This window comes from Mesorhizobium sp. WSM4898, from assembly GCF_029625845.1.
GTDB lineage: Bacteria > Pseudomonadota > Alphaproteobacteria > Rhizobiales > Rhizobiaceae > Mesorhizobium.
This window is the reverse complement of sequence record NZ_JARTVQ010000003.1, coordinates 499906-513760: the sequence shown is the minus strand read 5'-3', so window position 1 is coordinate 513760 and position 13855 is coordinate 499906. Positions and strand designations below refer to the sequence as shown.

Annotated in this window: 12 protein-coding genes; 10 read left to right on the top strand and 2 right to left on the bottom strand. The window is 64.5% G+C overall.

The genetic code is table 11. The features are described 5' to 3' along the window. The first annotated feature begins 56 nt into the window (after positions 1-56). From dusB to hflX, 8 genes are all read left to right on the top strand, one after another. Positions 57-1085: a tRNA dihydrouridine synthase DusB gene (gene dusB / locus P9228_RS17215; RefSeq protein WP_278054497.1), complete on the top strand. Its 1029-nt coding sequence runs from the start codon at positions 57-59 to the stop codon at positions 1083-1085. Then, positions 1082-2224 (top strand): nitrogen regulation protein NR(II), encoded by a 1143-nt coding sequence (locus P9228_RS17210; protein WP_066989706.1) that lies wholly within the window; start codon positions 1082-1084, stop codon positions 2222-2224. The genes dusB and P9228_RS17210 overlap by 4 nt, the downstream gene beginning before the upstream one ends. Beyond that, positions 2221-3681, top strand: a complete 1461-nt coding sequence (ntrC, locus tag P9228_RS17205) for a nitrogen regulation protein NR(I) (protein WP_278054496.1) — start codon at positions 2221-2223, stop codon at positions 3679-3681. Before P9228_RS17210 ends, ntrC begins: the two co-directional genes overlap by 4 nt. Before the next feature lie 119 nt (positions 3682-3800). Further along, positions 3801-6092: a PAS domain-containing sensor histidine kinase gene (locus tag P9228_RS17200; protein ID WP_095825427.1), complete on the top strand. Its 2292-nt coding sequence runs from the start codon at positions 3801-3803 to the stop codon at positions 6090-6092. Next, positions 6082-7443 carry a sigma-54 dependent transcriptional regulator gene (locus P9228_RS17195; RefSeq protein WP_066989715.1) on the top strand — a complete coding sequence of 454 codons (1362 nt, stop codon included), beginning with the start codon at positions 6082-6084 and terminating at the stop codon, positions 7441-7443. Before P9228_RS17200 ends, P9228_RS17195 begins: the two co-directional genes overlap by 11 nt. A gap of 156 nt (positions 7444-7599) precedes the next feature. Beyond that, positions 7600-8463: a D-amino-acid transaminase gene (locus tag P9228_RS17190; RefSeq protein WP_067321352.1), complete on the top strand. Its 864-nt coding sequence runs from the start codon at positions 7600-7602 to the stop codon at positions 8461-8463. Between the two features lie 143 nt (positions 8464-8606). Then, positions 8607-8852: an RNA chaperone Hfq gene (hfq, locus tag P9228_RS17185; protein ID WP_066989720.1), complete on the top strand. Its 246-nt coding sequence runs from the start codon at positions 8607-8609 to the stop codon at positions 8850-8852. Next, positions 8853-10241: a GTPase HflX gene (hflX, locus tag P9228_RS17180; RefSeq protein ID WP_278054494.1), complete on the top strand. Its 1389-nt coding sequence runs from the start codon at positions 8853-8855 to the stop codon at positions 10239-10241. Between the two features lie 8 nt (positions 10242-10249). On the opposite strand, the gene mazG is transcribed toward hflX, so the two are convergent. Both mazG and P9228_RS17170 read right to left on the bottom strand, forming a co-directional pair. After that, on the bottom strand, positions 10250-11074 hold the full coding sequence (mazG, locus tag P9228_RS17175; RefSeq protein ID WP_095780474.1) for a nucleoside triphosphate pyrophosphohydrolase: 825 nt from the start codon (positions 11072-11074) through the stop codon (positions 10250-10252). Between the two features lie 82 nt (positions 11075-11156). Next, positions 11157-12341: an amino acid aminotransferase gene (locus tag P9228_RS17170; protein WP_278054491.1), complete on the bottom strand. Its 1185-nt coding sequence runs from the start codon at positions 12339-12341 to the stop codon at positions 11157-11159. A gap of 187 nt (positions 12342-12528) precedes the next feature. On the opposite strand from P9228_RS17170, the gene P9228_RS17165 reads away from it, so the two are divergent. Together P9228_RS17165 and P9228_RS17160 are read left to right on the top strand one after the other, a co-directional pair. Next, positions 12529-13050, top strand: a complete 522-nt coding sequence (locus P9228_RS17165; RefSeq protein ID WP_278054489.1) for a sigma-70 family RNA polymerase sigma factor — start codon at positions 12529-12531, stop codon at positions 13048-13050. Next, positions 13047-13820, top strand: a complete 774-nt coding sequence (locus P9228_RS17160; protein ID WP_278054488.1) for an anti-sigma factor — start codon at positions 13047-13049, stop codon at positions 13818-13820. Before P9228_RS17165 ends, P9228_RS17160 begins: the two co-directional genes overlap by 4 nt. Positions 13821-13855 lie beyond the last annotated feature (35 nt).

Sequence of the window (13855 nt, the reverse complement as noted above, 5' to 3'; positions counted from 1 at the left end):
ATGGCTTGCATCTGGCTACACAATGTGCAGCAATCGAACATGCTTGGTTTTTGTGCATGCCTGAATTGACCACATTGGCTTCGCCGCTCGACGTCGGCGGCGTAAGGATACGCAACCGCATGTTCCTAGCGCCGATGTCCGGCATCACCGACGAGCCGTTCCGTCGGCGTGCGCATGCGCATGGTGCCGGGCTGGTCGTGTCGGAAATGGTGGCGAGCGGCGAACTGGCCAAGGGCAGGGCCGGCTGCGATCTGCGCATCCGCCATTCCGGGCTGCCCGTCCATATGGTGCAGCTTGCTGGCCGCGAGGCAGCGCACATGGCCGAGGGCGCGCGAATCGCGGCGGGCGAGGGCGCCGACATCATCGACATCAACATGGGCTGCCCGGCAAAGAAGGTGACGGGCGGCTATGCCGGCTCCGCGCTGATGCGCGATCTCGATCACGCGCTCTCGCTGATCGAGGCGGTGGTCGGTGCGGTCTCGGTGCCGGTGACGGTCAAGATGCGGCTCGGCTGGGACGAAAGCGCGCTCAACGCGCCGACATTGGCGCGCCGCGCCGAGCTGGCCGGCGTGCGCATGGTGACCGTCCACGGCCGCACGCGCTGCCAGTTCTATCAGGGTAAGGCCGATTGGCGTGCCATTGCGCGCGTCAAGGAAGCGGTCTCGATCCCGGTGGTGGCCAATGGCGATGTCGGCTCGCCGGAAGCGGCTGCGACGATCCTATATCAATCAGGCGCCGACGCGGTGATGATCGGCCGTGCCCATTACGGCGCGCCGTGGACCGCCGGCAGCATCGCGGCAGCCGCCGCTGGCATGTCTGCAACCGATATTCCCGAAACGCCCAAGAGGCTTGCTGACTACGTGGTTGCGCATTACGAGGACATGCTCTCGCTCTACGGCGTCGAAAGCGGGCTCCGCCAGGCGCGCAAGCATCTCGGCTGGTATCTGGACAGGCACGCGACTCGTGCTTCGGCGGAACGGCGCAAGCACATCCTCACTTCCTTCGAGCCGGCTGAAGTGATCGCCGGGCTGCGCCAAGCCTTTACCGAAAGCGCGGCATCGCCAGAATTGCGGAGCGCGGCATGAATACGAACCTCCCACAGCCGGCCGACACCGCGGATGCCGCCAATATCGTGCTGAACACCATTCGCCGCCCGGTGATCATGGTCGATGCCGACGGCTTCATCACCTTCGCCAACGCGGATGCAGAGGATTTCTTCCGCTCCAGCGCGACCATGCTGGCGCGCAACACGTTGTCCAAGCTGGTCCCGTTCGGCAGTCCGCTGCTCACCTTGGTCGACCAGGTGCGCGAGCGCCGCGCGCCGGTCAACGAATACCGCGTCGACGTCTCTTCGCCGCGCCTCGGCATCGAGAAGATGGTCGACCTCTACGTCGCCCCGGTGCCGGAGTTTCCCGGCTCGGTCGTGGTGATGTTCCAGGAACGGTCGATGGCCGACAAGATCGACCGGCAGATGACACATCGGGGTGCCGCCCGTTCTGTCACCGGCCTGGCGGCCATGCTGGCGCATGAGATAAAGAACCCGCTCTCCGGCATCCGCGGCGCGGCGCAACTGCTCGAGCTCTCGGCCTCCGACGAGGACCGTGCCCTCACCCGGTTGATAACCGACGAGACCGACCGCATCGTGTCGCTGGTCGACCGCATGGAAGTGTTTTCCGACGAGCGGCCGATCGAGCGCTTTCCCGTCAACATCCATGTCGTTCTGGATCATGTGAAAGCGATCGCCAAGAACGGCTTTGCAAAAAAAATCAAGATCTTGGAGGAATATGATCCATCGCTTCCTCCAGTCTATGCGAACCGTGACCAGCTGATCCAGGTGTTCCTCAACCTGGTCAAGAACGCCGCGGAGGCGATCGGCGCCGACCCGCAGGGCGAGATCGTGCTGTCGACGGCTTTCCGGCCCGGCATCCGCGTTTCCGTGCCGGGAACGCAAGACCGCGTCTCGCTGCCGCTGGAATTCTGCGTGCACGACAACGGCCCCGGTGTTTCCGAGGACATCCTGCCGATCCTCTTCGATCCGTTCATCACCACCAAACCGAACGGCTCGGGCCTCGGGCTGGCACTGGTCGCCAAGATTGTCGGCGAGCACGGCGGCATCATCGAATGCGATTCGACGCAGCGTGGAACCACTTTCCGCGTCTTGATGCCGGCCTGGAAGGACACTTTGCCCAACGCCGGCGACGAAGCTGAAGGAGACCGCAAATGACCGTTCGCGGCAATATCCTCGTCGCCGACGACGATGCGGCGATCCGAACCGTGCTCAACCAGGCGCTGTCGCGCGTCGGCCATGAAGTGCGCGTGACTTCGAACGCCTCGACGCTGTGGCGCTGGGTGGCTGCCGGCGAGGGCGACCTCGTCATCACCGATGTGGTGATGCCGGACGAGAACGCCTTCGACATGCTGCCGCGCATCAAGAAGACGCGACCCGAGCTGCCGGTCATCGTCATGAGCGCGCAGAACACTTTCATGACTGCCATCCGCGCCTCCGAGACCGGCGCCTACGAGTATCTGCCGAAGCCCTTCGATCTGACCGAGCTGCTCAACATCGTCAACCGCGCGCTTGCCGAGCCGAAGCGGCCGAAGCTGGATTCCCGCGCCGACGATCAGCCGGAGACGATGCCGCTGGTCGGCCGCTCGGCCGCCATGCAGGACATCTACCGCATGCTGGCCCGCATGATGCAGACCGACCTGACGGTGATGATCAGCGGCGAATCCGGCACCGGCAAGGAGCTGGTAGCGCGCGCGCTGCACGAATACGGCCGCCGCCGCGGCGGGCCTTTCGTGGCCATCAACATGGCCGCGATCCCGCGCGACCTGATCGAATCGGAACTGTTCGGCCATGAGAAGGGCGCCTTCACCGGCGCGCAGAACCGCTCCACCGGCCGCTTCGAGCAGGCCGAAGGCGGCACGCTGTTCCTCGACGAGATCGGCGACATGCCGATGGAGGCGCAGACGCGCCTGCTGCGCGTGCTACAGCAGGGCGAATACACGACCGTCGGCGGCCGCACGCCGATCAAGACCGACGTGCGCATCGTCGCCGCCACCAACAAGGATTTGCGGACCTTGATCAACCAGGGCCTGTTCCGCGAGGACCTGTTCTACCGCCTGAACGTCGTGCCGCTGCGACTTCCGGCGTTGCGAGAGCGTTCTGAAGACGTGCCTGACCTTGTCCGGCATTTCTTCAAGCAGGGCGCCAGCGAAGGCCTGCAGACCAAGCGCATTTCCGCCGGTGGCATCGAGCTGATGAAGCGCTATCCCTGGCCCGGCAATGTGCGCGAGCTGGAAAATCTGGTGCGCAGGCTCGCCGCGCTCTATTCGCAGGATGAGATTTCGGCCGAGATCATCGAGGCCGAACTGAAGACCGGCGAGCGATCTGTCGTGCCGGACGGCGGCGCGCTGATCCCCGACGACCTGTCGATCGGCCAGGCGGTCGAGCATTTCCTGCAGCGCTATTTCGCGTCCTTCGCCGGCGACCTGCCGCCCTCCGGGCTCTACCAACGCATCCTCGCCGAGGTCGAATATCCGCTGGTGCTGGCTTCGATGACCGCGACGCGCGGCAACCAGATCAAGGCGGCCGAGCTTCTGGGCCTCAACCGCAACACGCTGCGCAAGAAGATCCGCGAGCTTGGCGTCAACGTCTACAAGGCCGCCAGGCAGCCCTGACTTTGCCTTCACTTTTGGGGATTAAGTCGGGGAAAGATTTCCGTCCCGGCCACACTTGTTGCATAATCGCCACAATGCGTTGCATACATCCGACGCAATGACCGACTCTAGACGGCGATATGGCTGCTGAGGCTCCGACACTGAACCAACCGCTTTTCAGCCGGGCCGGCGTTCGCGACGGCCGCCGGCTGCTGGCGTTGCCCGGCGTGGTCGCGATCGTCGGCGCCATGATCACCGCAGCGATCTCGTTTGCAATCCTTGTCGGTGCGACCCCGATCGCGCCGAATGCAAACGCCACCTGGGCGTTGATCGCGCTCAACGCCGTCTTCGTCCTCTTCCTGATCGCTCTGATCAGCCGCGAGATCCGCCGCATCGTCATGGCCCGCAGGCACGGCCGTGCAGCATCGCGGCTGCATGTGCGCATCGTCGCCATGTTCGCGCTGGTCGCCGCGATCCCGGCGATCATGGTCGCGATCATCGCCTCGATCACGCTCGATATCGGCCTCGACCGCTGGTTCGAGATCCGCACCAAAACGATCGTCAATTCGTCGCTGTCGATCGCCGATGCCTATGTCCAGGAAAATGCCCGCAACCTGCAGGGCACGACCCTGTCGATGGCCTACGACCTCGATGCCTCGCGCACGCTCTACGGGCTCGACCGCACCGGCTTCCTCGACCTCATGAACAAGGAGGCCGTCGGCCGCGGACTGGCGCATGCGGCGCTGATCAAGCCTGACGGCTCCTTCGTCATGAGCGCCAAAACCGACGCCGACTTCGCCATGCCGGAGCCGCCCCCTGGCGCGGTCAACACGGCCGCCGACGGCAAGCCGGTGCTGATCGAGCCGCGCACCCGCAACATCATGGGCGCCATTGTCAAGTTGCGCGAGATCGAAGGTCTTTATCTCTACACGATCCGGCTCGTCGACCCGGACGTTATCAAGGCGCGGCAGATCGTTCGGTCGAACACCGACGAGTATCGCGGACTGGAAGAGAACCGTCGCACTTCGCAAGTCGCGTTCGCGCTGCCCTATCTGTCGCTGACCCTGATCGTCATCCTGTCGGCGATCTGGACCGGCATCGCCGTGGCGGATCGAATTGTCCGGCCGATCCGCCAGCTGATCGGCGCGGCCGACGAGGTGGCGACGGGCAATCTCGACGTCGCCGTCCCCGTGCGTCAATCGGACGGCGACGTCGCTTCGCTCGGCGAGACCTTCAACAACATGATCCTCGAGCTCAAATCGCAGCGCAACGAGCTGCTGTCGGCCAAAGACCTGATCGACGAGCGGCGGCGGTTCTCGGAGGCGGTGCTGGCCGGCGTGACCGCAGGGGTCATCGGCGTCGATCCCTACGGCGTCATTACCATCGCCAATCGCTCGGCCGAAACGATGCTGGCGATCTCGGCGAGTGCCGCGCTCGGACAGAACCTCTCCGCCATCCTGCCGCATGTCGGTCGCGTCTTCGAGATCGGGCGCCAATCCGGCAAGCCGGTCTATCGCGAGCAGGTGACTTTCTTCCGCGCCGGCATGGAACGGACTTTCAATGTCCAGGTCACCGTCGAGGCCGGAGACGACGGCTCGGAGGAAAAATCCTATGTCGTCACCATCGACGACATCACCGATCTCGTGCAGGCGCAGCGGTCCTCGGCCTGGGCCGATGTGGCGCGGCGCATTGCCCATGAGATCAAGAATCCACTGACGCCCATCCAGCTCTCGGCCGAGCGCATCAGGCGCCGTTACGGCAAGGTCATCACCGAGGACCGTGAAGTCTTCGATCAGTGCACCGACACCATCATCCGTCAGGTCGAGGACATCGGCCGCATGGTCGACGAATTCTCGGCCTTCGCCCGCATGCCGAAGCCGGAGATGAAGGTGATAGACCTGCGCGAGTCGCTGCGCGAAGCTTCGTTCCTGGTGGAAGTCAGCCGCTCCGACATTGCTTTCCAGCGTGATTTCGGCAACGAGCCGCTCAAGGGAACGTTCGACAGCCGCCTGATGGCGCAGGCCTTCGGCAACGTCATCAAAAACGCCGCGGAGGCCATCGACGGACTTGATGCGCAAGATCGTTCCGACGGCACAATCCGGATTCAAGCCGGGCGCCAAGATGGCGCCATAAGAATCGATGTTATCGACAACGGCAAAGGGCTGCCGCGCGAGAATCGGCAGAGACTGCTCGAGCCCTACATGACGACGCGCGAAAAAGGCACCGGCCTTGGCCTCGCTATCGTCAAGAAGATCGTGGAGGACCATGGCGGCCGGCTCGAATTGCACGACGCGCCGCCCGATTTCCACGGCGGCCGGGGCGCGATGATCTCGATCGTCCTGCCGCCGGCGGCGGTCGTCCCCGCGCCGCCACCCGGCGAAGGCCGCGACGAACACGAACGAGAAACTGAAAAGGTCGGTAATGGCGTCTGACATTCTCATCGTCGATGACGAGGAAGACATCCGCGAACTGGTCGCCGGTATCCTGAGCGACGAAGGTCACGAAACCCGCACGGCACACGATGCCGACAGCGCGCTGGCGGCGATTGCCGATCGCGCGCCACGGCTGATTTTCCTCGATATCTGGCTGCAGGGCTCGCGCCTCGACGGTCTGGCGCTGCTCGACGAGATCAAGACCATGCATCCGAACATGCCGGTGGTGATGATCTCCGGCCACGGCAACATCGAAACGGCGGTGTCGGCCATCCGGCGCGGCGCCTATGATTTCATCGAGAAGCCGTTCAAGGCCGACCGTCTCATCCTGATCGCCGAGCGCGCCCTGGAAACTTCGAAGTTGCGTCGCGAGGTCTCCGACCTCAAGCTGCGCAGCGGCGAGACCTTCGACCTGATCGGCATGTCGTCAGCGATGAGCCAACTGCGGCAGACCATCGAGCGTGTCGCGCCCACCAACAGCCGCATCATGATCATCGGTCCGTCGGGTTCCGGCAAGGAACTGACGGCGCGCGCCATCCACGCGCTGTCGGCGCGCAAGAACGGGCCGTTCGTGACGCTGAGCGCCGCCACCATCACGCCGGAACGCATGGAGATCGAGCTGTTCGGCACCGAATCGAACGGCACCGAACGCAAGGTCGGCGCGCTGGAGGAGGCGCATCGCGGCATCCTCTACATCGACGAGGTCGCCGACATGCCGCGCGAGACGCAGAACAAGATTCTGCGCGTGCTGGTCGAGCAGCAGTTCGAGCGGGTAGGGGGCACAAAGCGGGTCAAGGTCGACGTCCGCATCATCTCCTCCACAGCGCAAAACCTGGAGGCCATGATTGCCGATGGCCGCTTCCGCGAGGACCTCTATCATCGCTTGGCGGTGGTCCCCGTCACTGTGCCGGGTCTCGCCGAACGGCGAGAGGATATTCCGTATCTCGTCGACAATTTCATGAAGCAGATCGCGCGGCAGGCCGGTATCAAGCCGCGCCGCATCGGTGACGACGCGCTGGCCGTGCTGCAGGCGCACAACTGGCCGGGGAACGTGCGCCAGCTGCGCAACAATGTCGAGCGGCTGATGATCCTGGCGCGAGGCGGAGACGTCGACGCCCCGATCACCGCTGACCTTCTGCCCTCCGAGATCGGCGACGTCATGCCGCGCACACCCAACCAGTCGGACCAGCACATCATGGCGCTGCCGCTGCGCGAGGCGCGCGAGCAATTCGAGAAGGACTATCTGATCGCACAGATCAACCGCTTCGGCGGCAACATCTCGAAGACGGCCGAGTTCATCGGCATGGAGCGATCAGCCTTGCACCGCAAGCTGAAGTCGCTGGGCGTGTAAAGGCAATCCAGGAAAAGTGTGCAGCGCCGGTTGGGGTCGGCGGCTTCGCCGTACCATTCCGTCCGGAATTGCCCAAAGCCGGCTGGCCCACGCGATTGTTCATTACGGCAGCGGCGGAATCGCTTAAGAGAGCCGGACATTTCCCTGAGGTAGCCCATGCCGCGCATTGCCTATGTGAACGGGCGCTACGTCGCCCATGCCGAAGCCCGGGTCCATATCGAGGATCGCGGCTATCAGTTCGCTGACGGCGTCTATGAGGTCTGCGAGGTGGCGCGCGGCTTTATCGTCGACATGCCGCGCCATCTGGCCCGGCTTAAGCGCTCGCTCAAGGAATTGTCGATCGCATGGCCCGTCTCGGAAGGCGTCCTGCCGATGCTGCTGCGCGAGGTGGTGCGCCGCAACAACGTCGTCAACGGCCTCGTCTATCTCCAGGTCACGCGCGGCGTCGCCAGCCGTGAATTCGTCTTTCCGGCAGCCGGCACCCGTCCGTCCTTGGTTATAACCGCCCGGAAGGCCGACCCCTCTGCTGCCGCCAAGCGGGTTGAGACCGGCATCAAGGTCATCACCGTCCCGGAGAATCGCTGGGACCGCGTCGACATCAAGAGCACCGGCCTGCTTGCCAATGTGCTCGCCAAGCAGAAGGCAAAGGAAGCCGGCGCCCAGGAGGCCTGGTTCGTCGACTCCGACGGCACGGTCAAGGAGGGCGGCTCGTCCAATGCCTGGATCGTCACCCGCGACGGCGTTCTGGTGACGCGGCCGGCCGAACACGGCATCCTGCGCGGCATCACCCGCACGACACTGTTCGACGTCGCCGAAAAGCTCGGTCTGACGATCGAGGAGCGTGGGTTTTCGATCGCCGAAGCCAAGGCAGCGCGGGAGGCTTTCATCAGTTCCGCGACCACGATCGCCATGCCGGTAGTCGAAATCGACGGCGCGCCGATCGCAAACGGCCACCCCGGCTCCATGACACTTTCGTTGCGGCAGGCATTTTTTGACATTGCGGAAAAAAGTCCAGCCTGATAACCGCAAAGGTGGAATGAACCTCAACTATCTCGTTCTGCTTGTCGTTTAGGCGGCAAGAGGGGGTTTGCGCGCTTGACAGGCGCCGCGTAATTTGGCGCATTGGCCTGCAGACCGAAGGGGATCGGCGAAAGACAAAAACAATGGCGGAACGATCGCAAAACCTTCAGGACCTGTTCCTGAATTCAGTTCGCAAGAGCAAAAATCCACTTACCATCTTTCTCATCAACGGTGTGAAGCTGACCGGCGTGGTCACTTCGTTCGACAATTTCTGTGTGTTGTTGCGGCGCGACGGGCATTCCCAGCTCGTCTACAAGCACGCCATTTCCACGATCATGCCGAGCCAGCCGGTTCAGATGTTTGATGGCGAGGAAGGCCAGGGCGCCTGATTGGCACGTGAGCAGGACGCGGACCGCAGAGTTCGCGGGAAACAAGGACATCAACTTGGGCCGGAAGCCAAGGATCCGACCCGGGCCATTGTCATTGTGCCGGTGCTTGCGCGCCAGCCGCGGGGCGATGACGATTCGAGCCGCCCGCGCCTGAGCCGCTCGGCGGATGCCCGCCACGACGAGGCGGTCGGGCTTGCCAGCGCCATCGACCTGGACCCGGTCCACACCGCGGTGGTGACGGTCACCGATCCCCGCCCGGCAACGCTGCTCGGCAGCGGCAAGGTGGCGGAATTCGCCGACATCGTGAAGGAACGCAAGGCGGAATTGGTCATCGTCGACCATCCGCTCACGCCGGTACAGCAGCGCAATCTCGAGAAGGAACTGAACGCCAAGGTGCTCGACCGCACCGGGCTTATCCTTGAGATCTTCGGCGAGCGCGCCAGGACCAAGGAAGGCACCCTGCAGGTCGAGCTGGCGCATCTCAACTATCAGAAGGGTCGGCTGGTGCGCAGTTGGACCCACCTCGAACGGCAGCGCGGCGGCGCGGGTTTCCTGGGCGGTCCCGGCGAAACGCAGATCGAATCCGACCGGCGGATCCTGCAGGACAAGATCACCAAGCTCAAACATGAGCTGGAAACGGTTCGCCGCACCCGCGACCTGCACCGCGCAAAACGCAAGAAGGTGCCATTTCCGGTAGTTGCGATCGTCGGCTACACCAATGCCGGAAAGTCGACGCTGTTCAACCGGCTGACCGGGGCAGGGGTGCTGGCGGAGGACATGCTGTTCGCCACGCTCGATCCGACGCTGCGCCGCGTGCGCCTGCCGCACGGCACGCCGATCATCCTGTCGGACACGGTCGGCTTCATCTCGGACTTGCCGACTCATCTGGTCGCGGCCTTCCGGGCGACGCTGGAAGAGGTCGTCGAGGCCGATCTCGTGCTGCATCTGCGCGATATCTCTGATCCGGACACTGCAGCGCAGGCCGAGGATGTCGAGCGCATCCTTGGCGATCTCGGCGTCGATGCCGCGGACACCAGCCGCGTGATCGAGGTGTGGAACAAGATCGACCTGCTCGACGAAGGCAATCGCGAGCGCCTGCTTGCCGAGAGCGCCGGTGGCAAGGCGCCGCCGATCGCGATATCGGCAGCGACCGGCGAGGGGATCGATGCGCTCAAGGCGCTCATCGAGGCCAGAGTGTCGGGCGAGTTGGAAACGATGACGGTGACGTTGAGCCCCGCTGAGCTCGGCCAGGTCGACTGGCTCTATCGCAATGGCGATGTCGTCTCGCGGAGCGACAATGAGGACGGCAGCGTCACCATCTCACTGACGGCCACGCACAGCGCCCGCCAGGAGATCGAGACCCGGCTGAACCGCAGGAACCACGGCTAGGCCGCTGCTTATCTTGCGTTTTTGGCCTGCTGCCAGAGGGTTTCCATCTCGTCCAAAGTCGCCTGTTCCAACGACCTCCCGGAAGCCTCCAACTCCCGCTCGACATAATGGAAGCGCGAGCGGAACTTCTCGTTGGTGCCGCTCAGTGCGGCTTCGGCATCAAGTCTCAAATGGCGGCCGAGATTGACGACGGCAAACAGCATGTCGCCGAACTCATCCTTGATGGGTGCCGCGTCGCCCGTGACCAGCGCCTCGCGCAGCTCGCCGATCTCTTCCTCTATCTTGTCGAGGATGGGTGCTGCCTCGCTCCAGTCGAAGCCGACGCGCGCAGCCTTCTCCTGCAGCTTCAACGCGCGGGTCAGCGCAGGGAGCGCAACCGGCACGCTATCGAGATAGCCCTTGCCGTGATCTTCCGGGTCGAGGCCGCGCGCGATGCGGGCGTTGCGCTTGTCGGCCTTCTCCACCGCCTTGATCTTCTCCCACATGCCCTTGGCCATGCCGGCGCTGCGCGCCTTCTCGTCGCCGAAAACATGCGGGTGACGGCGGATCATCTTGGTGGTGATCGCCTCGACAACGTCGCCGAACGCGAACTCGCCAATCTCCTGCGCCATCTGCGCGTGGTAGACGACCTGCAGCAGAAGGTCGCCCAGTTCCTCTCGCAGATCGTCGAAGTCGCCGCGCGCGATCGCATCCGCCACTTCATAGGCTTCCTCGATCGTGTAGGGGGCGATGGTGGAAAAGTTCTGCTCGATGTCCCAGGGGCAGCCGGTCTTCGGCGCTCTCAGTGCCGCCATGATCTCGATCAGACGGGAGATGTCTTTGGAGGGTTTCATACAACAAACCCTAGCGCGCGCCGCGCCGGGCGACCAATCCCGCCGGCTGGCAAAAGCCGATTGTCCACAGTTGCGCCGGCGCTCAGTCGAGCACCGAAACGATCGCCTTGGCGAGCTCGTCCATGCCGTCCTCAGGCAGACCTGCCACATTGATGCGGCTGTCACCCACCATATAGACGGCGTGCTCGGTGCGCAGCCGCTCAACCTGCGTTTCGGTGAGCCCCAGGCGGGAGAACATGCCGCGATGGCTGGCGACGAAATCGAAGCGATCGGAGTTGGATTGCCGACGCAACGCCTCGGCGAAGGCGACACGCAGCCTGAGCATGCGCAGCCGCATCTCCTCGAGTTCCGTCTCCCAGACCTTCTTCAGATCGGCGTCTTCCAGCACCATGCGTACGGCCGCAGCGCCATGGTCCGGCGGCATCGAATAGAGCGCTCGCGCCGCTGCCAGCATCTGGCTCATCGCCACGTCGGCCTGTGCGCCGTCCTTGGCCATGATCATGGCGGCACCGACGCGGTCGCGATAGACGGCGAAATTTTTCGAGCAGCTCGAGGCGACGACCATCTCGGGCACCTTGCCGGCGAGCAGCCGCAGGCCGGCGGCATCGGCGTCGAGCCCTTCGCCAAAGCCCTGATAGGCGATGTCGACGAAAGGCAGCAGGCCGCGCTCAAGCAGAACGTCGGCAACGTTCGCCCATTGCGCAGCATCCAGGTTGGCACCGGTCGGGTTATGGCAGCAGCCATGCAGCAGCACGATATCCGCGCTATTGGCGGTCTTGAGCACCGCCAGCATGTCGTCGAAACGGACAGCGCCGGAAACAGCGTCGAAATAAGGATAGTCGCGCACCTGCAGGCCGGCGGCGCGCATCACCGGCAGGTGGTTCGGCCAGGTCGGATCGGAGAGCCACACCGTCGCGCCTGGGCGCGTGCGCTGCAGAAGCTCGGCCACCAGCCTGAGCGCGCCCGATCCGCCCGGCGCCTGCGCTGCGCGGATGCGCGAATGATCGGCCTTCTCGCCGAAGGCAAGCTTGATCATGGCGGCGTTGAAGCCGGTGTCGCCGGCGAGGCCGAGATAGGTCTTGGTGTCCTGGCCCGCGAGCAGCCGCTTCTCGGCCTCGCGCACGGCCGGCATCACCGGCGTCCTGCCGTCACGATCCTTGTAGACGCCGACACCGAGGTCGACTTTGCCGGGGCGCGTGTCGGCGCGGTAAAGGCCGATCAACGCGAGGATCTTGTCGGCGGGCGCGGACTGCAGGGTGTCGAACATCGATAGGGCTCCAGTGGCGGCGGAGTGATACGCAAATCGGCCGCGCTTCGCCAGCGGTTTCCTCCGTTTGCCCGCTCGGTCCTGGCTCTCCCGAGGCCGGCGCAACTCCTCGCGGGAATCGCAGACAGAAACGGCAGCCAGGGATTAAAATCCCCACATGCTCCGTAAACAGGGCATGAAACGGTCGATGGCACGCTTCGATATCGTCGGGCAGTTGGGCTCGCTGCGGCGCTACGCACGCTCGCTGACGCGCGACAGCGCCGATGCCGAGGATCTGGTCCACGACGCGCTGGTGCGCGCCTATGAGCGGCGCGGCACCTTTCGTTCGGGCGGCAACCTGCGCGCCTGGCTGCTGGCGATCCTGCACAACATCTTCATCGACCGCATGCGCTCGCGGCGGTCCGAGGCAGCGCGCATCGAGCAGGCAGGCCGTCTCGCCGAGCAAAACATGCCGGCGTCCCAGGACCATTCGGTGCGCCTTTCGCAGGTGCGCGAAGCCTTCCTGTCGCTGCCGGAAGAGCAGCGCGCCGCGCTGCATCTCGTCGCCATCGAAGAGTTGAGCTACGCGGAGGCCGCCGACGTCAGTGGCGTCCCGCTCGGAACCCTGATGTCGCGCATCGGCCGCGCTCGTGCGGCGCTGCGCGAGATGGAGGGGGGCGCTCCGGCGCGCGGCAAAAATCACCTGAAGATCGTGGGAGGTGAATCATGACCGCTATCGTCGATCCGGTGACCGATGCCGATCTCGACGCCTATGTCGACGATCAGCTCGACGTCGCCCGCCGCATCAAGGTCGAGGCGTTCCTGTCCGCTCGTCCCGAAGTGGCTGCGCGTGTGATGTCGGATCTCAGAACGCGCGACGAGTTGCGCGTGGCGCTGGCCGGGCCAGGCGCAATGGCGCGCCCGGCGACGACCGACGCGGCGCGTCGGCTGGAAAGGGTGCTTGTCAGGGACCGTGCCTTTTCCGTGCTGCGGCGCGCCGCGGCCGCCGCCGTGCTGGTGGCGGCGGGGTGGCTTGCGAACGGCGTCTTCGGGCCGATCGCTGTCAGCAAGGTGGTCGCCTCGACGCAGCCGCCCGCCTATGTCGAGGAAGCGGTGAGCGCGCACCGGACGACGCTGGTGCGTGAGACGATGCCGTCCCAGGCCGAAGCGCCAAATTACAATGCCGACGAGATCCGCGCCGCGACCGCGATCGTCATGCCGTCATTGCCCGACGACTGGCGGATCCGCGATGTTCAGATCTATCCGTCGCGGTTCGGGCCGAGCGTCGAGATGGCACTCGAAACGAAGGACCTCGGGCTGGTGTCGCTGTTTGCGATCAGGCCAGGCACGTTCGACGTCGTGAAGCCCACCGTCGCGCCCTTGGGCGATATCTCGTCCGCCTATTTCCAGATCGGCGAGGTCGCTTACGCCGTCGTCGGACAAGGCGATGCCGGCGATCTCGACCGGGCCGCCGAACAGCTCGCCCGCACTCTCTATTGAAGCAGCCAATCGAACCGACCAACCAAGGAGAAACG

What these genes read in the sequence shown, in the direction of transcription:
- dusB (WP_278054497.1), top strand. Translation starts at nt 57, where the DNA reads ATGCCTGAATTGACCACATTGGCTTCGCCGCTCGACGTCGGCGGCGTA.
- P9228_RS17210 (WP_066989706.1), top strand. Translation starts at nt 1,082, where the DNA reads ATGAATACGAACCTCCCACAGCCGGCCGACACCGCGGATGCCGCCAAT.
- ntrC (WP_278054496.1), top strand. Translation starts at nt 2,221, where the DNA reads ATGACCGTTCGCGGCAATATCCTCGTCGCCGACGACGATGCGGCGATC.
- P9228_RS17200 (WP_095825427.1), top strand. Translation starts at nt 3,801, where the DNA reads ATGGCTGCTGAGGCTCCGACACTGAACCAACCGCTTTTCAGCCGGGCC.
- P9228_RS17195 (WP_066989715.1), top strand. Translation starts at nt 6,082, where the DNA reads ATGGCGTCTGACATTCTCATCGTCGATGACGAGGAAGACATCCGCGAA.
- P9228_RS17190 (WP_067321352.1), top strand. Translation starts at nt 7,600, where the DNA reads ATGCCGCGCATTGCCTATGTGAACGGGCGCTACGTCGCCCATGCCGAA.
- hfq (WP_066989720.1), top strand. Translation starts at nt 8,607, where the DNA reads ATGGCGGAACGATCGCAAAACCTTCAGGACCTGTTCCTGAATTCAGTT.
- mazG (WP_095780474.1), bottom strand. Translation starts at nt 11,074, where the DNA reads ATGAAACCCTCCAAAGACATCTCCCGTCTGATCGAGATCATGGCGGCA.
- P9228_RS17170 (WP_278054491.1), bottom strand. Translation starts at nt 12,341, where the DNA reads ATGTTCGACACCCTGCAGTCCGCGCCCGCCGACAAGATCCTCGCGTTG.
- P9228_RS17165 (WP_278054489.1), top strand. Translation starts at nt 12,529, where the DNA reads ATGGCACGCTTCGATATCGTCGGGCAGTTGGGCTCGCTGCGGCGCTAC.
- P9228_RS17160 (WP_278054488.1), top strand. Translation starts at nt 13,047, where the DNA reads ATGACCGCTATCGTCGATCCGGTGACCGATGCCGATCTCGACGCCTAT.